The 21809-nt window shown below is 72.2% G+C and carries 11 protein-coding genes; all 11 read right to left on the bottom strand.

Going from position 1 to position 21809, the window contains the following annotated elements; all coding sequences use genetic code 11:
• Positions 1 to 59 precede the first annotated feature (59 nt).
• The gene (locus AZE13_RS22715; protein WP_398780197.1) at positions 60 to 809 is read right to left on the bottom strand and encodes a LuxR C-terminal-related transcriptional regulator; all 750 of its coding nucleotides are present in this window, start codon (positions 807 to 809) and stop codon (positions 60 to 62) included.
• A gap of 382 nt (positions 810 to 1191) precedes the next feature.
• Positions 1192 to 4008, bottom strand: a complete 2817-nt coding sequence (locus AZE13_RS22710) for a helix-turn-helix transcriptional regulator (RefSeq protein ID WP_066934979.1) — start codon at positions 4006 to 4008, stop codon at positions 1192 to 1194.
• The gene (locus tag AZE13_RS22705; RefSeq protein WP_258527929.1) at positions 3998 to 6739 is read right to left on the bottom strand and encodes an AAA family ATPase; all 2742 of its coding nucleotides are present in this window, start codon (positions 6737 to 6739) and stop codon (positions 3998 to 4000) included. Before AZE13_RS22705 ends, AZE13_RS22710 begins: the two co-directional genes overlap by 11 nt.
• A 92-nt stretch (positions 6740 to 6831) precedes the next feature.
• Positions 6832 to 9750, bottom strand: coding sequence for an ATP-binding protein (locus AZE13_RS22700; RefSeq protein WP_066934976.1), 2919 nt, complete (start codon positions 9748 to 9750; stop codon positions 6832 to 6834).
• A 145-nt stretch (positions 9751 to 9895) separates the two neighbouring features.
• The gene (locus AZE13_RS22695) at positions 9896 to 10660 is read right to left on the bottom strand and encodes a thioesterase II family protein (RefSeq protein ID WP_066934974.1); all 765 of its coding nucleotides are present in this window, start codon (positions 10658 to 10660) and stop codon (positions 9896 to 9898) included.
• A 204-nt stretch (positions 10661 to 10864) separates the two neighbouring features.
• A complete protein-coding gene (locus AZE13_RS22690; RefSeq protein WP_066934970.1) occupies positions 10865 to 11896 on the bottom strand; it encodes a GDP-mannose 4,6-dehydratase in 1032 nt (343 codons plus the stop codon).
• Between the two features lie 388 nt (positions 11897 to 12284).
• The gene (locus AZE13_RS22685; RefSeq protein ID WP_066934967.1) at positions 12285 to 17648 is read right to left on the bottom strand and encodes a type I polyketide synthase; all 5364 of its coding nucleotides are present in this window, start codon (positions 17646 to 17648) and stop codon (positions 12285 to 12287) included.
• An 83-nt stretch (positions 17649 to 17731) separates the two neighbouring features.
• Positions 17732 to 17923 carry a ferredoxin gene (locus AZE13_RS22680; protein WP_066934965.1) on the bottom strand — a complete coding sequence of 64 codons (192 nt, stop codon included), beginning with the start codon at positions 17921 to 17923 and terminating at the stop codon, positions 17732 to 17734.
• A 55-nt stretch (positions 17924 to 17978) separates the two neighbouring features.
• The gene (locus AZE13_RS22675) at positions 17979 to 19193 is read right to left on the bottom strand and encodes a cytochrome P450 (protein ID WP_066934962.1); all 1215 of its coding nucleotides are present in this window, start codon (positions 19191 to 19193) and stop codon (positions 17979 to 17981) included.
• A 29-nt stretch (positions 19194 to 19222) separates the two neighbouring features.
• The gene (locus AZE13_RS22670) at positions 19223 to 20281 is read right to left on the bottom strand and encodes a DegT/DnrJ/EryC1/StrS family aminotransferase (protein WP_066934958.1); all 1059 of its coding nucleotides are present in this window, start codon (positions 20279 to 20281) and stop codon (positions 19223 to 19225) included.
• A 122-nt stretch (positions 20282 to 20403) separates the two neighbouring features.
• Complete coding sequence (locus AZE13_RS22665; protein ID WP_066934955.1) at positions 20404 to 21780, bottom strand: glycosyltransferase; 1377 nt, start codon at positions 21778 to 21780, stop codon at positions 20404 to 20406.
• Positions 21781 to 21809 lie beyond the last annotated feature (29 nt).

Here is a 21809-nt window from a genome sequence, read left to right as displayed (position 1 = left end):
GTTCCGCGGCGCCCCGGCGCCTTGTGCCCCCTTGGCTGTGTCCCCTTGGGGCGCTTGGGCTACTTGATGAAGTCGTCCACGACGCGGGGCGGCCAGGTCCCCACCGTCAGCACCCCCATCGCATACGCGCGGGAGACCAGGGCCGCGCGATTGGGGACCTTCAGTTTCCGCAGCAGTCTGGTGACGTGATACTCCACTCCCTGCCGGCTGAGATACAGCCGGGACGCCAGCGGAACGGTGGACAGGCCCGCCGCGATTCCCTCCAGAATGCGCGCGTCGATCTCGCTGAGCAATTTCTTTCGCGGCGCCACCACCGCGTCGTCCTCCGTGCTCTCCCCCGACCGCATCAGGACGAGAACCGCGGCCGGGTCGGGGCCGTCGCCGCTCACCGCGGAGGCCGTGAGGCTGCCGGTGAACGCGTCACCTGTCGGCCGCAGCGCCACCACGTGCGCGGCGAACCGGTCCCGGCGGCCCATCACCAGCCGCTCGAACTGCCGCATGAGCGGCTGCCGCACGCTGGGGTGCACCAGATCGCGGAAACTGCGTCCGCAGACGTCGGGTGGCGATGCCGAGGAGTCGGAGGGGGGAGCATCGAGTACGTCGACGGAGGCCGCGGCGGGGCTCGCGAAGTGCCGGAAGAAGTCCTGGTTGGCCTGGCGTATCGTCAGCGCCGAGTCCAGTACGGCCATGCACACGCCCGGCTGGTCGGACGACGGCCGCTCTTCCTGCCGCACCGCCGTGCCGAGCGCACCGACCGCACTCCGGCCTGCCGAAATCTGCGGAGAATCCTCCAGAGCAGAAAACATCAAGGACCGACATCCTTTCCAACCCCCGTGCAACCAGGAATACGAGAGAGATCGAATGAGAAAGAGGAAACGGAGAACGACTCGGGCCGGATACACGAAGGCCCGGCAGCCGTCGGGAATGAATTCCGATCTCCCCGACCCAATCGACACTATGGAGCGATCCAGACAAACGTCAACGCCGTCCCGGCCCCCCACCGCTAAACCTGTGGTCGCACTCCCGCAGGGTACGGTGCCGCCCCGCTCTTTCGGTCCCCCCGAACACCCCGCCCCACCGTTGCCCTTTCGGTCCCTGCGAATGCCCCGCGGTTGCCCTTTCGGCCCCCGAACACCCCGATCCGCTTACCGCCGGTAAGCCGCACTGCGAGAGGGGCTCACCACCGCGCACTCAGCGCGCCGCGAACGCTCTGCCCGAACTCCGGCCACCCAGCAGCTCGCGTCGCCCCACCACGCCCAACTTCCGGTAACACGAGGTCAAATGCTTCTCCACGGCACGGGTACTCACACCGAGTTCATCGGCGATTTCTTGATTGGTCAGGCCCCGGCCGACCAGAGAAACGACCTTGCGTTCGCTGTGGGTGAGCGGTGCCTCCACGCTCGGGGCGGTGGTTCCCAGGGCCGCGCAGGCGCGTTCGGTCAGCCAGGGCGCGCCACAGGCGGTGGTGAGATCGGCGGCCTCGCGCAGTACCGCCCTCGACTCCTTGCCGCCCTCCATGGCCCGGCCCAGCTGGAGGAGCGTACGGGCCAGTTCGAGCGTGTTGGCGGACGTCCGGAGGATCTCGGCGGACTCGCGCAGGGCGGGGACGCCGCCTCCGCCGGGCAGGAGGGCCTTCAGGCGCAGGGCGCGGCCGAGCGCGGCGGGGGCCGCCCACTGCCGCGCCCAGGCCAGTTCCTCTTCCGCCAGGGCCCGGGCCTGGCGGGCCTCGCCCAGGCGGTGGTGGAGGACGATGGCGCGGGGCCGCCAGGGGTAGAGGGCGGAGTTTCGCCAGCCGGCCGCTTCCAGTTGGCGGCCGCAGGCCAGGAGGGATCGCAGGGCGTGGGCGCCACGGCCACGGCGGGCGTCGAGCGAGGCTTTGAGGAGTTGCAGCATGGCCGTCAGGGCGAGGCTGTCCGGCCAGCGCTTCCCGGCGTCCTCGAGGAGGCTCTCGATCAGCTGGATGTCGCCGGTTTCCATGGCCACCGCCGCCCGGACGACGGCGGTGGGCTCGCGCCAGTCCGCGTCGGCCAGTTCGGCGGCCCGGTCGCCCTGCTCGCGGGCCTGGACCAGGCGGCCGCAGGCGAGCTGCATCAGGGCGTGCTCGGCGTGCACCACCGCGTGCGAGCCGTCGGAGTGCCGCTCGCAGGACAGACGGGCGTGGATGCCCTCCACCGCGTCGGCGGCGTACTGGGCGACCGCGACCAGGGGGAGTGCGGTGCCGGCGCGGGCGGCGGTCACCGGCTCGCGCTCCAGGATCCTTTCGGCCAGGGCCGCGACGTCCGGTGCCGGCAAGGCGCTGGAGAGCACCGCCGCGTTGGTCAGCACGGCCGCCAGTTCGCGGGCGCCGCCGGTGTCCAAGGGGGGCGGGGAGCCCAGTGCGCGCAAGCGTTCCACCGCACCGGTCAGTTCCGTCGGGTTCTCGTGGCCGGCATGCCACAGCCGCGCTTCCAGGCGCAGGACGATCTCGCGCGCGCATCCCTGGTGCGGCGCCGTGGGGTCGAGGTCTTCGGAGGCGCGGCGCAGCAGGTCCACCCCCGAGGGGGGCGCCTCGCCCAGGAAGCTGGGCGGGATGCGCAGGGCGGCGGCGGCCCGGTCGGTCGCCGACGGCAGGAGGCGGACGGCCTGGCTGATATGGCGTTCGCAGGCGGCGCGGTCGATACCGCGTTCCGCACCGGCCAGCTCGATCAGCAGGCGGGCGCGCTCGCCGTCGCCCGCGGTGCTCTCCAGCAGGGCGCGCTGGAGACGGCGGGCGGCGAGGCCCGGCTCCCCGCGGCGCAGCGCGGCCTCCGCGGCCGCCCGCAGTACCTCCACGGCCCACGGGCGGTGCGTGGCGGTGACGGCCATCAGCAGGTCCGCGACGTGTTCGGCGGGGTGGCCGGCCTGGTGGAGGAGTTCGGCCGCGGCGTACCGGGAGCGTTCGCGTTCGGCGACGGTGAGGGCGGATTCCACGGCGTCGCGGACGACGCGGTGGAGGAAGCGCGGGGTGTCCTGGGCGGCCGGGTCCTGGGCCGGAAGCCCCTCCCCCGACTCCGCGGCGCCCGGCACCGGTCCGAGCAGACCGAGGTGGTGCAGCGTGCGCAGGGCCTGCCGGTAGCCGGTGGTGTCCAGTCGCGCGTGGCGCCGGATGAGGTCGGGCTCGCCGTGGTCGCCGAAGGCGGCCAGGGCAGTGGCCAGATCACGTACGGGGCCGGGCTGGGTGTGCAGGCAGCCGGCCAGGCGGTCGCGGAGCTGGGCGGGGCGCCGCACGCGGGCCTGCTCGGCGTGCTCGGCGGTGGGGCGATGGCCGCTCAGGGCCAGGTCGCGCAGGACGGACCGGAGGAAGAGGGGGTTGCCGGCGCAGGTGTCGTGGCAGGCGTGGGCGTAGCTGTCGTCGGCGGGTTCGCCGAAGTGGTGGTGGATCAGGGCCCGGGTGCTGTCGAGCGAGACCGGGCCGGGGCGCAGGATGTCGGCGGCGTCCGCGATACCCCGGATGAGGGGGTGCTGGGCACGGGGGTCGCCGTCGCGCAGGGTGCACACGAGGACGGCGCGCAGCCCGTGCGGACGCCGGGCCAGGTAGGCGAGCCAGCGCAAGGAGGGGAGGTCGGCCCACTGCAGGTCGTCGACGAGGAGGAGGACGGGCGTGGTGGCGCAGGCCTCGGCCAGCAGGGACCGCAGGCGGTGCAGCACGACTTCGGAGCCGGCGGCGTCCTCGTCACCGGGAGCGGGGAGGCCGCCCGTGGGGTCCGGCCGGGCCGCGCCGCCCGCGTCGGCGGGGACGGTGAGGTCACCGGCCAGGAGAGGGCCCAGGAGCTGGTGGACGACGCCGAAGGCGAAGTCCTGCTCCATGGACGCGGCGTTGGCCCGTAAGACCCGCAAGGCGCCCGGGGGATGGTCGCCCGCCTCCTGGAGGAGCGCGGAACGGCCGATGCCCACGGGGCCGGCCAGCAGCAGTGCGGAGGCGCGGCCGGCCTGTGCCCGGCGTACCGCGGTGTCGATCCGGGCCAGTTCCGGTTCCCGCTCATACAGCATCGGTTACATCCCTTTCCGTCGGCAGACTCCGCGCGCGGAGTTCCTTGCGTGAGGTGATGTGCAGCTTCTTGTACGTACTGCTCAGCCGGAGCTCGACGGTGCGCCGGCTCACCGCGAGCCGTTGGGCGATCTGCCGGTTGCCCAGGCCGCGGCGGGCCAGTTCGGCGGTCTGCCGTTCGGCGGGCGACAGGGCGGCCCACTCCTCGGGGAGGGTGGCGTCGTCCGGGGTGGCGGGCTCGTCCAGCCGGGAGGTCAGCCACCGGATGCGTTCGGCCAGGCGGCCGGAGGTGTGGGTGGCGGTGAGGCGGGACAGTTCGGTCAGCAGGCGGGAAGCGGCGGCACGGTCGCCCTTGGTGACTTCCTCGGTGGCGCGCTCGGCCAGGACCCAGGCGTAGGTGAGCCGGGTGCGCAGGTCGCGCGGGACGAGGGGGGATTCGCGGACACCGGCGGACGGCTCCCGGCGGCCCAGGTATCCGGCGGACAGGTGGGCCAGGCCCAGTGCGCTGGGGGCGCCCCAGTGGCGGGCGAGGGTGAGTTCCTCGTGGATCAGGCGCTGGGCCTGTTCCCGGTCGCCGAGGGTGAGGCAGGCGCGGGCGGCCAGCGAACGCCAGGGCAGCACGATGGGGTTGACCCAATGCCTGCGCAGCAGCCAGCGTCCGCTCTCCTTGAACAGTTCGGCGGCCTCGGCCGGGCGTTCTTCGTCGGCGGCCACGCGGGCGCGGGTGAACAGCAGGTAGGGCCAGTAGGCGCCGTATGCGGAGCCGGGCGGCGTGGGGGCGTCGAACAGCGCGCGGGCCTCGTCATGGCGGCCGGTCTCCAGCGCGATGACGGTGCGTACGGCCAGGAGATGCGGGGCGGCCAGGGGGTGCCAGGAAGCGGCGGGCAGGACCCGTTCGGCGGCGTCCGCGGCGCGTTCGGCGGCGTCCAGGCGGCCGCCGCGTACGTGCAGTTCGGCGCAGAGGACCAGGGCGCGGGCGAGCGCGGGAGGGCAGTTGCGGCGGCGCAGTTCGGCGACGATGGCGGCGAGGCGGTCCTCGGCTTCGGGTGCGGCGTCGGTGAGCCACAGTGCCCTGGCGGCGACCAGACGGGGCATGACGGGTGCGGCGTTGCCGGCCGCCAGGGCGCGGCGGGCCAGCTCCGCGGCCAGGTCGCGGTCCCGGCCGTGGGTGACGAGCTGCCAGGCGCGCAGGCCGGCCTGGGCGGCGGCGAGGGGGTGTTCGGGCAGGGCGGGGACGTCGGGGGTGGGAACGTCGGCGGCCTCGGGCCCGGTCTCGACGGCGTACCAGTACAGCGCGATCAGGTCGTCGCGCTCGCTGCCGTGGGCGGTGGCGAGGGCCTGGGCGGCGGCGCGGCGGCCCCAGGCGTCGTCGCCGCGGGCCAGGCCCATGTCCAGGGCCCGTATGCGCAGTTGGGCCCATGGTTCCCCCTCGCCCGGAGCGTGGAGGAGGGTGGTGAGCCTGCGGTCGGCGGCTTCCGGGGCGGCCGCGGCCTCGGCGCTGGCCAGGTCGAGGCCGAGGTGGGCGCGTTGCAGGGGGTCCTGGGGCTCGTCGAGGGCGCGCTCGAGGTAGGTGGCGGCGCGGGCGAAGTCGCCTCGGCGCAGGGCGGCGCCGGAGCTGTCCCGCAGGGCGTGGACGGCCCAGGGCTCACCGATGGGGGGTGCCTGGAGGAGGAGCCGGGCGATGTCCTCGTCGTCGGCCACGGCCCGGTAGGCGAGGCGGGCGGCGCGGGCGTGCAGGACGGCGCGTTCGGCGGCGGGTGTGTCCTCCAGGATGCGGTCCCGGACGACGGGCAGGCGGATGCGTTCGTAGGAGCCGTCGGGGACGGTGAAGCCGGCCGTTTCCAGCGCCACGCGCAGCCGGGATTCGGGTACGGTGCGCAGCCCGGCCAGGGAACAGACCAGGGGGAAGTCCAGCAGGTCGCCGGCGACGGCCAGCGCGCGCAGCACGGCGGTGGCCTCGTCGGTCAGGCCCCGCAGGGCGCGCCCCGCGCGGTCGCCGATGATGCCGGTGATCAGGGTGCGCAGCTGCGGGACGTGGTCGGCGGTCGGCCGGTGGCCGGCGTCGGCGAAGCAGTGCAGGGCCGCGTGCAGTACGGCGGGGCTGCCCTGGGACGCCTCGGCGGCCGCGGCGGCGAACGCCTCGTCGCAGGGGGTGCCGCAGATCTGCTCGGCGAGGGCGGAGACCGCGCGGGGACCGAGCGGCCGGACGGTGAGATGGCGGGTCAGCGGCGCGGCGGGGGCGGCATCGGCCGGCCAGTCGGGGCCGTGCGGGTCCAGGCCGGTGCGGCCGATGAGCAGGGCGAGGGAGATGCCAGTGGACAGCCGGCGTACCAGGGCCTGGAGCCAGTGCAGGGAGGCCGCGTCCAGCCACTGTGCGTCCTCCACCGTCACGAGCGTGGGTGTTCGGCGGGCGCAGTGCAGGAGTTCGGGCAGGCCCGGCAGGCCGTCCGGCTCGTGGTCCCCGCGCAGGACCCGTAACGGGCGCTCGGCCACCTCGCCCAACGGGGTGAGGAGCTGGGCGACGGCTCCGTGCCGCAGGTCGCGTTCGGTCAGGGAGCCGACGACGCGCAGGACGCGTACCGAGCGCTCCTCCGCGAGGCGGGCGGTCCAGCGCAGCAGGGCATTGTGGCCGAAGCCGGGGCGGCCGGTCACGGAGACGACGGCGGGACGCCCTTCGTCGAGCGCGGCCACCGCCTGCGCCAACTGCGCCTGCTCCGCCTCGCGTTCGAGCAAGGGGGGATCGGTACCCCGGCGCCCCGCACGTATAAACCCAGCGTATAGCTGCTCATACTTCAGCCCTGTCACAGACATCCCCCCGGTCGCCTTCAGCGCTGCCCGCGCGGCCGCGACGCCTGCCGCGGTACCCGTGCCCCGTGGACGCCCGGGGAGCGGAGAACCGCGGCGAGCTGGGCACGCTCGGCAATGTCCAACTTGCGGTACACACTGGTCAGATGCGTCTCGACCGTGCGAACGCTGACGTGCAGCGACTGCGCGATCGAGCGGTTGGTGGCGCCGCCGGCGGCCAGGCCGGCGACCCTGCGTTCCATGCTGGTGAGCAGGTCCAGCGGCGAGGCGGTCATCTTCCGCATCCGGCCGCCCGCCGCCAGCAGGGCGCCACGGGCGTGCTGCCCCAGCGCGAGGGCGCCGCAGCGCTGGGCGAGGTCGGCCGCGGCGCGCAGATGCTCGCGCGCGGCGCGCCGGTCGTCGGCCGCCAGCAGGGCCTTTCCCAGGACGAGTTCGGCGCGGGCGTGTTCGACCCGGGCCGGTGAGGCGGACAGCTCCCGCACCGCCTCGCCCAGCAGTTCCACGCCCCGCTCACCGGGGGTGGCCACACCGCGGGCCAGGGCGGCCAGGCCGAGGACGCGGGGGGTACCCCAGCGCCGTGCGAGCCGCGTGCCGTGCGCGGCGGGCTCCCGGGCCTCCTCGGCGCGGCCCAGTTCCGCGAGCGCGCAGGCCGCCTCCGCCCACCAGGGCAGGTATGCCGCGTGGCGTACTTCGGCCTCCTCCAGTGACCTGCCGCACTCGCGGAACAGCGCCAGTGCGCCCTCCGCGTCCCCCAGGGCGTGGCGGGCCCGGCCGCGGGTCAGGAGGTAACGGTGGTGGGTCCACACGTACTGGTCACGCCAGGCGGGTCCGATGCCGGTCAGCAGCTTCGCGGCATGCGCGGCCTCGCCCCGGTCCACCAGAATGCCCGCCAGGGCCACCCTCGGCAGGACCACCATCTCGCCCCACCGTTCCGCGCTGCTGATCTGCACCGCGGTCCTGGCGTCCGCGAGCGCGTCCGGGAGTGCGCCCAGGCCCTGCAGGAGCAGGGCGCGGCTGGACAGGGCCACGGAGTAGGTCCATAACGCGGAGTTCTCCCGGCCGTGGCGCAGGAGACGGTCCAGCGCGTGCAGGGCGTCCTCGGTGCGGTCGGCGAGGCCCAGGACGAAGGACGAGTTGATCAGGGACCAGCTCTTCAGCGGAAGCTGGGGTGAGCAGGCCGCGTGCAGGGCGCGCCCCACCGCCGGTTCGGGGGCCTGGTCGTCGAGTGCCGTCAGTACGGCCATCGCCGCCAGCTTCTGGCGCTGGGCCGGGGTGTCCCCCTCGGGCACGGTCATCATCGCGGCCCGCTTCCGGGTCGCGGCGAGCGTGCTGCGGCCGTGCGAGCCGACGATCAGCAGCACCGACTCGACGAGCGTGCACAGTTCCCGGTCGGCGGGCAGGGGGTCGGGCCCGAGGTCGGCGCCGAGAGCGTCCAGGACGTCCTCGAGCATGCCCAGGGCGGCGGAGCTGTCCCGCGCGGCCAGGCAGGTCGTGCCGAACTGCGCGGCGATCCTCGCCCGGGTGCGGATGTCGACGCCGGGCCCCAGCGCTCCGCGGAGCAGGCCGATGGCCTCGGACGGGTCGCTCTCGGCCAGTGCCCGGGCCAGGCGGACGCGGACCTCCACACTGTCGGGGTCCACTTCCCGTACCCGGTACAGGTAGCGGGCCGCGGTCTCCGGAGCGCCGCGCACCTCGGCCCGGACCGCGGCCTCCAGCAGGACGCCGGGCATCCATGGTGCGGATATCGAGGGCAGCGGCAGCAGGTGGTCGGCGACCTCTTCGGCGGGCCGGCCGGCGTCGCTGAGGAGCAGGGCCGCCCGCGTCCGCAGGCCCGAAAGCTCCTGAGCGTCCAGGGGCGCCAGCACCGCCGCGCGCACCGCGCCGTGCACCAGGTGCCTGCCGCCGGGCGCCAGCAGTCCGGCCTCGCGCAGCACCGCCAGAGCATCCTCGACGACATCGGCGGGGACAGCGGCGAGCGGGCCGACGTGGTCGGCGCCCCGCTCGCCGAGGACCGCCACCGCCCGCGCGACCTCGCCGACCCAGGACGGCCGGCGGTCCAGGAGTTCGCGTGCCCAGCAGGCCAGGACGCGACCGCCGGTCTCGGCGATCCGGTCGGCGCCGCCCACGCCCGAACCGGCGCCCTCACCCCGCAGTTCGCACAGCAGGCGCTCCAAAAGACGAGGGTTGCCTCCGGTCACCGACCACGCGCGGGTGACGAAGGCCGGGGCCGCGGGTTCCCGGAAGAACTGCCGTACGAGCTCGGCGACATCCGGCTCGGTCAACGGCCGCAGGCGCAGCGTCGTGGTGCCGCGGCGGGCGGCGAGGTCCGTCAGGGCGCGGTGGGCCGCGGCACCGTGAGCGGGGCCGGTGGCCTCGGCCTGCTGGGCGAGGACGACGAGCAGGGGGAGGCCGTCGGCGCGGCGCAGCAGGAAGTCCAGCCAGCGCAGGGAGAGTTCGTCGCAGTGGTGGGCGCCGTCCAGAGCCAGGACGAGCGGGCCGCGGCTCAGCTCGTCCGCCGCGAGGCGGTACAGCCCGTGGAACGCGCGCTGGACGGCCGGGGCGTGCGGCGGCTCACCGGCCAGCGCGCCGGGAGCGAGGAGGGGGAGGCTGCAAGCCGCGGCTTCGGGGGCGGCCTCCCGTACGGCCGGGCCGAGCAGAGTGCGTACGCCGCCCAAGGCGTCGTCCGCGGCGCCCTCCTCGCACATGCCGTGCAGAACCGTCGCGTGCCGGCAGGCGTCTCCACCGAGGAAAGCACGCAGGAGGGCGGACTTGCCGATTCCGGCCGGACCGGTCACGACCGCCGAGCTCGCACGCCCCCAACGCGCCTCGCGCGCGAGGTGGTTGAGCGCTCCCACGTCACCGGCCCGGCCGACCAACGTCCTGACCGGGCAGGGAGTCGCCCTGGCTAAGCGGGGAGTGTCGCTCCGGTCTCGCACCATGGGACCCCCGCACCTCCGAGACACAGCGGATGCGACGAGGCGTCACCACATCGTGCTGCAAATCACACCAAAGAGTGATGTCCGACGTGCGCCAGAGTACATGATCCACAGACTCCGTGCCCACGGAACCACCTCAGGAGGCACATCAGCGCGCGCACTCCTGCGCGGTGAGGTGCGCTCGCAGCAGCGCCAGTACGGCGGGAGCCTGGGGGCCGAGGAAGAAGTGGCCGCCCGGATAGACCCGGAGGTCGAACGCGTCCGTGGTGTGCGCGCGCCAGTCCTCGGCCTCCTCCAGTGTGGTCTTGGGGTCGTTGTCACCGGTCAACGCGGTGATCGGCGCCTTGATCGCCGCTCCGGGGTCGCAGCGGTAGGTCTCCACCGCGGTGTAGTCGCTGCGGATCGCCGGGAGGATCATGCGCAGGACCTCCTCGTCACCCAGCAGCGAAGCGTCCGTACCGGCGAGCAGCTTCAGTTCGGTCACGATCCCGTCGTCGTCGCGCCGGTGCACGCTCTCCGCGCGGTAGCGCGAGGGCGCGCGCCGGCCCGAGGCGAAGAGGTGCGTCAGTGCGCCGCCGTCCGCCTCCAGCCGCCGGGCCACCTCGAACGCCACCAGCGCGCCCATGCTGTGCCCGAAGAACGCCGTCGGCCGCGACCCGAGCCGGCCCCGCAGGGCCGCGTACACCTGATCGGCCATGGTCGCGATGTCACTGGGGCTGGTCTCGGTACGCCGGTCCTGGCGGCCGGGGTACTGCACCGACAGCACCTCCGCCACGGGCGACAGCTGCGCCGACACGGGGAAGAAGAAGGACGCCGAACCACCCGCGTGCGGAAAGCAGACCAGCCGGCGCGGGCGGTCCGGCGCCGGGTGGTAGCACCGGGCCCAGAGTCCTTCCTCCGTGGTCGTCGTCATGGCGCTGGCTCCGTCCTTCTCGCGAGGGGGCCGGTCCGTCCGCCGGAACGCGGCGGCGGATTCACCGGCCCCTGTGGTCCACCGTCCATTCCACAAGGAGGAAGGCCGGAAATCACCTAGAGTCCGTGCTCTCCGGTTCGGCGGGCCGCCGAACCGGAGCCGTACGGGAGACACCCGGCCGGGGTCTCCCGTGTGCCCTGCCGGCTACCAGCTGCCGGCCAGCAGCAGGTCCCCGTACTCCCGCTCGCGGGACGCCTGGCGCAGGTCGGAGTCGACCATCATGCGCATCAGGTCGGGGAAGTCGACGCGGGGCTCCCAGCCCAGCTGGGCGCGGGCGCGCTCGGCGTCCGCGCACAGGATCTCCACCTCGGCCGGCCGCACCAGCGAGGGGTCGATGCTGACGTAGTCCTCCCAGTTCAGGCCCACATGCTCGAAGGCGATGCGGACCGCGTCGCGGACCGAGTGCATCTGGCCGGTCCCGATCACGTAGTCGCCCGGCTCGTCCTGCTGGAGCATCAGTTGCATAGCACGGACGTAGTCTCCGGCGAAGCCCCAGTCACGTACGGCGTCGAGGTTGCCCAGGGACAGTTTGTCCTGGTACCCGAGCTTGATCCGGGCCACCGCGAGGGAGATCTTCCGGGTCACGAACTCCGCCCCGCGGCGCGGAGATTCGTGGTTGAACAGCATGCCGGAGACCGCGTACATACCGAAGGACTCACGGTAGTTGCGGGTGATGAAGTGCCCGTACGTCTTGGCCACGCCGTAGGGGCTGCGCGGCCGGAAGATGGTGGTCTCGCACTGCGGGGTCTCGGCGACCTTCCCGAACATCTCCGACGAGGACGCCTGGTAGAAGCGCATCTGGCCGTTGCCGCCGCTACGCGAGCCATTCAGGCCGCTGACCATGCGGATCGCCTCAAGCATGCGCAGCACACCCATGCCGTTGATCTCGGTGACGAGCTCGGCCTGCTGCCAGGACAACGGTACGAAGGAGATCGCACCGAGGTTGTAGATCTCGTCGGGCTGCACCTTGTCGACGGCGGAGACCAGGCTTGCCTGGTCCATCAGATCACCCTCGACGAACGACAGTTCCGAGATGAGGCGGCTGACCCGCGACTTGCGGGGGTTCGCCTGACCTCGTATCAGACCCCACACCTGGTACCCCTGCGCGAGCAGGTGCTCCGCCAGATAGGAGCCGTCCTGCCCGGTAATTCCGGTGATCAGCGCACGCTTGGACATCTCATTCCTCTCCTCCGCATAGAACAGACCGCCCAAACGCAGAGCCGAGTTGACTGTTTGGCTCTCTTGGCCACTTGGCCTCTTGACGTCGAATGGCATCGGAAACGCCGCGGTCCGGACACTGGGTAATCGCACGTTTCCAAGCGGGCGGTCCCGGTGTCAAGAAATTCCGGGCACACTAGGGAATTCCCGAGTCCACACCATCGCATTTCCCGCCAACTGAAACCGGCCATCACCGAATCCGGTACGCCCCCCCGGACCGCGGCGCCTTTACCGAAGAAAACTAGGAATTTTCCGGTGCTCGGCACGAACGCATAACCGGAGTCCGCACCGAACGGGCTTTTTTGGGCGCGCGACACCCACAAAGGAACGGGGAATTAACCGGACGTCAGCTCTCCGCGTCCATCAGCCGGAACAGTTCCTCGTCACTGGCCGACGCCAGGTTCAGCGCCTCACGCTCCCCACCGTCGGCCGACCCGGTCTTCCCTGCCGCCCCCGCCGTCACCGCCGTCAGCCGCGCCACCGTCTCCTCCGAGACCTCCGCGCCGGCCGTGACCAGGGTCTCCAACTCGGCCACGACAGCGGCCAGATCGCGCGCGGCGGTGGCCGGCCGCGCGAGTCGTTCGCGGACGAGCCGGACGATGGCATTCGGCGTGGGGTAGTCGTACACGAGCGTGGCGGGAAGCCGCAGGTCCGTGGCCGCGATGAGGCGGTTGCGCAGTTCGACGGCGTTAACCGACTCGACGCCCAGCTCCTTGAACGTACGGTCGGCCTCCCCGCCCTGCATCTCCCGGCCGCCGAGCACGGCCGAGGTCTCGGCGAACACCAAAGCCAGTACGAGCGCTTCCTGTTCGACGTCGTCCAGGCCGGCCAGCCGGGCCTCCAGCCCCGGCGGCTCGTCACCGTCCGCCGTCCCACCCGCGGCAGCCACCTCACCCGCCGGGCGCACAGGAGCCGACGCCAGCCAGAACCGCCGCCGCTGGAACGCGTACGTCGGCAGGGCGACGGGCCGGGCTCCTGGAAGCACCGTGTCCCAGTCGACGGGCACGCCATGGGCATACACCCGGGCGACCGCGGTGAGCAGGGCCTGACGCTCCGGCACCCCGGTACGCAGACTCGGCACCACGGCGGCCCCGCTCTGCGAGTCGGCCGACTCCAGGCACTCGTCGATCATCGGCGTGAGCACCGGTTCGGCGCCCAGCTCCAGGAACCCGGTGACCCGCTCGTCACGGAGCCGGCCGATCGCGTCCTCGAAGCGTACGGACTGCCGCACATGCCGCACCCAGTGGTCCGGGTCGCGCGCCTCCTCGCCGGTCAGGGGGCGGCCGGTGACGGTGGAGATGAGCGGAACGGTGGGCTCGGCTTCGGGCAGCGTCAGGGTACGGACGACCGTACGGAACTCCTCCAGCATGGGGTCCATCAGGGGCGAGTGGGCTGCGACGCTCGCGGTGATCCTCCGGGTCTTGTGCCCGGCGGCGCCGAGCCGGTCCGTGAGCACGGCGAGCGGGGCCTCGGCTCCGGAGAGCACGAGGGAGTGCGGCCCGTTGACGGCCGCGATCGACACGGAGTCCGTGTGCTCCGCCAGCCACGGGGTCACTTCGGCCTCGGTGATGCGCACCGCCACCATCGCACCACCGGGCGGCAGCGCGCCCATCAGCCTGCTCCGGGCCGCCACCAGGGCACACGCGTCCTGGAGAGACAGCAGGCCCGTCACATGTGCGGCGGAGATCTCGCCGACCGAATGCCCCACCAGGTGGTCCGGCACCACGCCCCAGGACTCGAACAGCCGGTACAGGGCGACCTGGACGGCGAACAGTGCGGGCTGCGTGTAGGTGGTGTCGTCGAGGAGAGCCGCCTCCTCGGAGCCGGGAGCCGCCCACATCACCGAGGTCAGCGAGCGCTCCAGCAGCGGATCCAGCGCGGCGCACACCTCGCGCAGCGCCCGCCCGAAGACGGGGAACGCCTCGGCCGCCTCGCGCCCCATGCCGGTGCGCTGGCTGCCCTGTCCGGGGAAGACGAAGGCCAGCCCGCCGGGCGCAGAATCGTGCAGGGCAACGCCCGCGGCACGCCTGCCGCGCCCGAACTCGGCGGTCAGGGAGACCAGTTGTGACCGGTCGGAGCCGCTGACGACGACCCGGTGCCGGTGCCGGGTGCGGGTGGTGGCCAGGGCATGGGCGACGTCCTGGGCCCGTGGACCGGGGTCGGCGGTCATGTCCTCGGCCAGCCGCCGGGCCTGCGCCCGCAGCGCCGCCCGGCTGTGGGCGGACAGCACCCAGGGCACCGCCACGTCACCGGACGGCTCCGGGCCCCGAGCCGCCCCGGACGCACACCGCGCTGCCGCCGGCGCCCCTTCCGGCTCCTCTTGCGGCTCCTCTCCCGTCGCCCCGCCCGGCGCCTCCTCCAGGATCACGTGCGCGTTGGTGCCGGTGAGTCCGAACGAGGACACCCCCGCCCGGCGCGTGCGTCCGCTCTCCCGTGGCCAGGGCCGGGGCTCGGTCAGCAGCCGTACCGAACCAGCGGACCAGTCCACCTTGGCCGAGGGAGCGTCCACGTGCAGCGTCCGCGGCAGTACGCCGTGGCACAGCGCGAGAACCGTCTTGATGACCCCGACGGCCCCGGCGGCGGCCTGCGTATGCCCGATGTTCGACTTCACCGACCCCAGCCACAACGGCCGTCCCTCAGCCCGCTGTTGGCCATATGTGGCCAGCAGGGCCTGGGCCTCGATGGGGTCACCGAGCGGCGTCCCGGTGCCGTGCCCTTCCACGGCGTCCACGTCCTGCGGCGTCAGTCGGGCGTCGGCCAGTGCCTGGCGGATGACGCGCTGCTGTGCGGGCCCGCTCGGCGCGGTGAGCCCGTTGGAGGCGCCGTCCTGATTCACGGCGGTGCCCCGTACGAGTGCCAGGACACGGTGTCCGTTGCGCCGGGCGTCGCTCAGCCGCTCCAGGAGCAGCAGCCCCGCGCCCTCAGACCATGCGGAGCCGTTCGCGGCGTCGGCGTACGCCATCGAGCGGGAGTCGGGGGAGAGCGCGCGCAGCCGGGAGAAGTGCGCGAAGGGTGCCGGGGTCGCCATGACGGTGACGCCGCCGGCCAGCGCCAGGTCGGTCTCGCCCGACCGCAGGGACCGGCAGGCCAGATGCAGGGCGACGAGAGCGGACGAGGAGGCGGTGTCCACCGTCATCGCGGGGCCTTCGAGGCCGTAGGTGTAGGCGATGCGCCCCGAGATCGCGCTGGCCGCGGCCCCGGTGATGAGCATGCTCTCCCACGCGCTGGGCGTGGCGGACGCATGGGCGCCGTGGCCGCGGTCCATCGCGCCCGTGAACACGCCCGTACGGCTGCCCCGCAGGGACTTCGGGTCGATGCCCGCCCGCTCGAAGGTCTCCCAGGCCGCCTCCAGGAGCAGCCGCTGCTGCGGATCGGTCGCCGTCGCCTCCTGGTCGGACAGTCCGAAGAAGCCCGCGTCGAAGTCCCCCGCGTCGTACAGGAAGCCGCCTTCGCGCGCGTAGGAGGCACCAGGACGGTCGGGGTCCTCGTCGAAGAGCCGGTCCAGGTCCCAGCCGCGGTCCTCCGGGAAGTGGGACATGGCGTCGGTCCCGTCGGCGAGCAGCTGCCACAGGGCCTCGGGGGAGTCGGCTCCGCCCGGCAGCCGACAGGCCATGCCGACAATGGCCACCGGATCGGCACCGTCCACCGGGGTACGACACGACTCGACGTGCGAGGGCTCCACGGGGGACGACTCCACGTGCGACGGCTTTACGCGAGACGACGCCACGTGAGCCGGCTCTACGCGAGACGACTCCTCCCGGGACGGCTCCTCCTGCTCGGCCAGTACGTGTGCGACGGCCCGCGGGGTCGGGAAGTCGAAAGCCAGCGTGGCCGGGAGCGGCAGCCCGGTCTCCTCCCGCAGCAGGTTTCGCAGCCGCACCGCGCGGATGGAGTCCAGGCCGAGCTGGCGAAAGTCCGTGTCGGGAAAGTCCGCGTCGGGTGAGAAGGGGACGGCCGTGCCGCCGGTCCCGAGCAGCCGGCCGACGCCGTCGCGTACGAGCTCCAGCGCCTCCTCGACCGTGTACGGCGGGAGCGCGCCGAGCCGGGCCGGAACGGACACCTCCGAGAGGCCGCCGAGCAGCCGCTGGAGCGCCCGGCGGTCGAGCTTCCCGGCCGGAGAGACGGGCAGCTCGCGCAGGTGGACCAGTTCGAGGGGGATCTTGTGGTCGGCGAGCCCCAGCCGACGCAGGTACGCGGTCACTTCGGTCAGCCCGATCGTGCGGTCCGCGCGGTCGGTGACGACCAGGCACGGGTACTCCCCCAGCCGGTCGTCCGGTGCGCCGGCCACGGCCAGCGGGCCCAGGTCCGCAAGGCCCGCGAGCAGCCCCTCGACCTCGGTGGCGCTGAACTTCCGGCCGCCCGTGTTGATCAGTTCGGCCGCCCGGCCGTGCAGTACCACCACGCCGTTCCCGCCGATGGCCGCGAGATCGCCGGTCCGCAGCCAGCCGTCCTCGGTGAGGGCCGACCGCGTCAGCTCCGGCTCGCCGAAATAGCCGCGGAACAGCCCCGGCCCGCGGTACTGGAGTTCGCCCCTCTCCCCCGCCGCGCACACCTCGCCGCGCTCGTCGACGACCCGCACGGCCACGCCTCGGACCGGCCTTCCCACACTGCCGTCGGGGTCGTGGGCCCGGGTGCAGGTGCCGGCGCCGATCTCGGACATCCCCCAGACCACGGCCAGTTCGCAGTCGAGGACGGCGCGTACCCGGGCGGCGAGCGCGGGCGCGACGGCGGCCCCCGCCGTACGGACCTGGTACGGCGCGAAGCCCGCCGGTTCGTCCTTCCTGGCCAGCCGCGCGACGACGTCCCGCAGTTGCGCGGGCACGGCGAAGACGACACGGGGTGCGTGCTCCCGCGCCAGTTCCAGGAAACGGTCCACGTCCCAGCCGGTGAGCAGGACCTGCCCGTGTGCGGCGAACAGCGCCGCGTGCATGGCCTGGAGGCCGAACAGATGGGTCATCGGGCAGGCCACGAGGACCGTACCGCCGAAGGCGTCAGCGGCCCCGGCGGTGACGGCGGCGGTGTTCGACAGCAGACCGTCGTGGCTGTGCAGACAGAGCTTGGGCCGTGCCGAGGCCGTCCCGGAGGAAGAGATCAGGACGAGCGGCAGGTCGGGGGTGACGTCCACCGGCGCGGGCCGGTGGCCCGCCCAGGCCGCCAACAGCCCGTCCAGCGACCCGGTCCCCGGATCCTCGCACCCCGGCTCCTCGCACCCCGCCGCCTCCCACGCACCGGCCGCCAGCACGTCACGCAACGACGGCACGCTCTCCAGAAGCGAACGAGCCGTCGCCGCACTCTCGTTCCCGGCGCTCGCGGCGCTCCCGGCTGCCGACCGGACGAGGAGGACGGGTTCCGCCCGGGTCAGCAGCGCGTGGAGCTCCGGGGCGGTGGTGCCCTCGTGGACGGGCAGCAGCACCGCCCCGACAGCGGCGACGGCCAGGTGCAGGGTCTGAAGCTCCCAGCAGTTCGGCAGCTGCACCGCCACCACATCGCCGGGCGCGACGCCCGACTCCTGAAGGCCGCGGGCCAGCGCGGCGACGTCCGCGCGCCATTGCGCCCACGTCCACGAGCGGTCCCCGTCGACGACGGCCACCGTGTCGGGGGCGGACTCCACCGCGGCCTCGAACACCTCGGGCAGCGTGTAACCGCCCAGGAATTCCGCCACGTCGGCGGGCGGCGTCAGCACGTAGTCATCTGTGTGGACGGGCACCATCACTCCCGGATCGTTCTCGAGCACTCTCGTCGGTTGCGGGGACGGGCCGGGGTTCGGACACCAGCTCCTGCCCAGGTCGTGGCTCAGTTCTCGTGCACGGTGATCGCCCGGGACGGGCACAGGGCGCCCGCCAGCCGGGCCGTGGACTCCTGGTCGGCCCCGGGCTCGGCGAGGAGGGTGACGAGCCCGTCGTCGTCCTGGTCGAAGAGGGCGGGCGCGTTCAGCACGCACTGGCCCGCCCCCACGCAGCGGTCGGCGTCAACGGTGATACGCATGTCGTTATCTCTCCTGCGGTGGAATCTGTCCTGCGGTGGAGTGGCCGCCCGGCGGCTACCAGCGGACCGGCAGTTCCTTCAGGCCGTAGAGCACGCCGTCGTACTTGATGTCCAACCCGTCGACAGGGACGGCGAGTTCGAGATCAGGGATGCGCTCGAAGAGCTTGCGGTAGGCGACCTCCATCTCGACCCGCACCAGGTTCTGCCCCAGGCACTGGTGCACGCCGTAGCCGAAGGCCACATGGTGGCGGGCGGACCGGGAGGGGTCGAAAGCGTGCGGGCACGCGAAGGTGTTCTCGTCGTGGTTGGCGGCGGCGACCAGCGGCACGATGCCCTCGCCCGCCTTGATGAGCTGGCCGGCGATCTCCACGTCCTCGACCGCCACCCGCAGGGACACCAGGTCGGCGACCGAGTGGAAGCGCAGCGTCTCCTCCACGGCCCGGTCGTCGCCGATCCACTGGGGGTTCGTCAGCAGCGTGACCACGCCGAGCGCGATGTTGTTGGCCGTGGTCTCGTGGCCGGCGATGAGCAGCAGCATCAGCACGCCGGACATCTCGTGGGGGGCGATGGCGCCGGTGGCCAGAAGCCGTGTGATGAGGTCGTCGCCGCCCCACTTCTGTTTGATGTCCACCAGTCGGTTGATATAGCGCAGGAGGTCCCGGCCGGCGGCCATCCGGTCCTCGTCGGTGGAGGTGCGGAGGGAGACCAGGACCCGGGTCCTGGACTCGAAGAACTCGCGGTCGGCGGGTGGTACGCCGAGCAGTGCGGAGATCACCAGGGACGGGATGGGCAGGGCGAAGTCCGCGACGAGGTCGGCGGTGTTGCCCGCGGCCAGCATGGCGTCCAGTTGCGCTTCCACCGTGCGCTCGATCGCGGGCTTCATCGCGCGGACCCGCCGGACGGTGAACTCCGGGATGAGGGCCTTGCGGAACCGGTCGTGCTCGGGGGAGTCCATTCCCACGAACCAGCCCGGGATCTGGTCCTGCTTGGGCACGCCCAGGGTCTCCCCGACGTTGGGGAATCCCTCGTGTGCGGGGTTGGAGCTGATGCCCGGGTTGGTCAGGACGGCGCGTACGTCCTCGTGCCGGGTGACCAGCCACACCCGTTTGCCGTCGGGCAGGTGCGACAGGACCAGCCCTTTTCGGTCGCGGTAGTCGGCGTAGTCGGGCGGCGGGAACGGCACGCCGGGCTTGCGCACCGGGAAGTCGACTACCAGCGGATCCGTCTCGGCAACGGCCGGGTCCGGGTCCGTGTCCGTGTGGTGCGTCATGAGTGGTTCTCCCCTCTCGGACGAGCCGGTCAGCCGGCCCCGTAGAACGCCCGGACCCGGTCGATCACGAACTCCTGGTCCGCTGCGGTCAGTTCGGTGTGGGTGGGCAGGTACAGCCCGTCCTCGGCGAAGGTGCTCGCCCTGAGCGAGGGCCAGTCGGGGTGGAAGTACATGGGCTGCCGGCTCATCGGCTTGAAGAACAGCCGGGTCTCGATGGACTCCCCGGCCAGGAACTCCCGCAGCTCCTCGCGGCGTTCGGCCCGCAGGTCGTACATCCACAGCACGTCCCGCGGCGGCATCAGCGTGACGCCGGGAACACCGGCGAGCCCCTCGTCATAGCGCCGCTCGATCTCACGCCGCGTTGCGAGGATGTCGTCCAGGCGCTCGGTCTGGGCGAGCGCGACGGCGGCCTGCATCGCCGTCATACGGAAGTTGTAGGCGACCTTCTTGTGCAGGAAACTGTGGTCCTTGGTGAAGGCCATGGCCCGCAGATGCGCCAACTGCCCGGCCAGCTCCGGGTTGCCGGTGAGGCAGATGCCGCCCTCACCGGCCGTAATAATCTTGTTGGCGAACAGGGAATAGCACGCGATGTCGCCGACCGGGCGGATGCCGTGGGCCTCGGCGCTGTCCTCCACGACCCGCAGATTGTACTGGTACGCGATGTCCATGATCGCGTCCATGTCACAGCGGCGGCCGTAGATGTGGACGGGCATGATGGCCTTGGTCCGTGCGGTGATCTTCTCCTCGATGCCGGTGACATCGATGTTGAGGTCGTCCCCGCAGTCGACGAACACGGGCGTCGCGCCGGTGTAGGTGACCGCCCACGCCGAGGCGATCATGGTGAACTCCGGGACGATCACCTCGTCACCGGGACCGATACCCAAGGCCCGCAGGGCCAGCGTGAGCGCTGCGGTCCCGGAGGAACAGGACACGCCATGCGCGACGCCGTTGTAATCCGCGAAGGCGCGCTCGAAACGCTGGACCATCGGGCCCTGGGACGATATCCAGCCGTCGCTGACGGCACTGGTCAGATACTCCAGCTCGCTGCCGTCCAGAGCGGGCCTGGACACTGGGTACTTGAACGACATCCGCTGCCTCTCCCTTGTCTTCCTCGTAGTCCTCGTACGTGCGTGTACGTTCGCGTGTACGTCCATGTACGTCTGCCTACGTCCGTGTACGTCCCCGCACGGACGTGAATGCCGGTGCGTCCTTACGCCAGGGCCGGATGTCCGAGGATCAGCCCGGCAGCGGTCTCCCGCCCGCCGGCCGCACGCTGCAGGGCACCGAGCCGCTCCGCGTTCTCGCGGAAGGAAGGGGTCTCCAGCACCCGCGTGAGCTTGTCGAGCACGTCATCGACGTTCATGTCGCGCGGCCGGTCGAGGGTCAGGCTGATGCCGAAGTCCCGGCCCCGTACGGCCTGGTCGTAACAGTCCACCCACAACGGCCGTACCACGAGCGGCTTTCCGAAGTACACGCCCTCGTTGTAGCCATTGCCGCCGGCATGGGTGAAGAACACCTTCACGTTCGGATGGGCCAGCACGTCCAGTTGCGACGGAACCCAGCTCTCGATCCGGAGGTTCTCCGGCAACGACTCCTTCGGCGGCAGCAGATGCTGCTGTTCCGAGGGCAGCTTCCACAGCACCTGATGCCGCCCCTCGAGCCGACGGGCGACCTCCACCATGGAGCGGACCTGCTCCCGGGTGAGCCGGGTGATCGTTCCGAACCCCGCGTAGACGACCGAGGGCTGTTCGTCCAGCCATCGCGAAAGATCGTCGTCCTGCCGGCCCTCCGGCAGCGGCGGCACCATCGCACCGACCAGCCGCACCTTCTCCGGAATGTCAAAGGGGTAGTCGAGCTCGGCGATCGAATTGCACAGCACCAGATCGGCGTACTCGATCCTTGCCATCAGACTGAGCTTTCCGAGCCCGTGCGCCTGACGCCGCCGGTTCTCCTCCGCCACCGCCTTGCTCATCTCGGGCGTGCAGAACATCGCCACGTTCCACCACTTGAAGAGCGTATTGGTCACCCGCTGCGCGAAAGTCATCGGATACGGCAGCCCCGTGTGCGGCACCGGGAAGTCCCGCGGGGTGTAACCCTTGGAAAAGGGGATGAACGACGTCAGCACATTGCTCGGCACAAACGGAACGCTCAGTACGAACGGAATCCTGCGGGCCATCGCCAGCTCGATCGCGAAGGAGCTGATGCAGTCGATGACCATCAGCGCCGGCCGCACCTCGTCGACAACGGCCGCCAGCTTGCGGAATTTCTCCTCGTGCCGTCCGGGCTTGAAGGAATGCCGGACCACCGCACGATGCGCCTTGAAGCGCGAGGACTGCGTGACCTCGCGATAGACCGCGTCATCCCACGTCACCGCCGATAACTCGGTGACCACCTCACCCAGCGAGGCGAACTCCACCGGGGACCCCACCCCGATCTTCTTCACGTCCCCGCGCCGCGGCTCATCGGTGGCGAACCAGAGATCCGGCACCTTCTGGCGGGAGAGCTCCTCGGCGAGCACCAGCAACGGATTGACCAGACCGCTCTCCGGAAGACTGACGAAGAGGATCGGCCGTCGGGCGGCGTCCATTGATGTCCTTTCAGCGATGACAGACGGAG

The sequence above is a fragment of the Streptomyces sp. NBRC 110611 genome (assembly GCF_001590865.1).
GTDB lineage: Bacteria > Actinomycetota > Actinomycetes > Streptomycetales > Streptomycetaceae > Streptomyces.
The sequence above is the reverse complement of the archived record's forward strand: the minus strand, read 5'-3'. Positions and strand labels throughout refer to the sequence as shown.

Excerpts from the sequence above, each read along its gene's own strand:
- AZE13_RS22710 (WP_066934979.1), bottom strand. The coding sequence starts at position 4,008 with ATGCTGTATGAGCGGGAACCGGAACTGGCCCGGATCGACACCGCGGTA.
- AZE13_RS22700 (WP_066934976.1), bottom strand. The coding sequence starts at position 9,750 with ATGGTGCGAGACCGGAGCGACACTCCCCGCTTAGCCAGGGCGACTCCC.
- AZE13_RS22695 (WP_066934974.1), bottom strand. The coding sequence starts at position 10,660 with ATGACGACGACCACGGAGGAAGGACTCTGGGCCCGGTGCTACCACCCG.
- AZE13_RS22690 (WP_066934970.1), bottom strand. The coding sequence starts at position 11,896 with ATGTCCAAGCGTGCGCTGATCACCGGAATTACCGGGCAGGACGGCTCC.
- AZE13_RS22685 (WP_066934967.1), bottom strand. The coding sequence starts at position 17,648 with ATGGTGCCCGTCCACACAGATGACTACGTGCTGACGCCGCCCGCCGAC.
- AZE13_RS22680 (WP_066934965.1), bottom strand. The coding sequence starts at position 17,923 with ATGCGTATCACCGTTGACGCCGACCGCTGCGTGGGGGCGGGCCAGTGC.
- AZE13_RS22675 (WP_066934962.1), bottom strand. The coding sequence starts at position 19,193 with ATGACGCACCACACGGACACGGACCCGGACCCGGCCGTTGCCGAGACG.
- AZE13_RS22670 (WP_066934958.1), bottom strand. The coding sequence starts at position 20,281 with ATGTCGTTCAAGTACCCAGTGTCCAGGCCCGCTCTGGACGGCAGCGAG.
- AZE13_RS22665 (WP_066934955.1), bottom strand. The coding sequence starts at position 21,780 with ATGGACGCCGCCCGACGGCCGATCCTCTTCGTCAGTCTTCCGGAGAGC.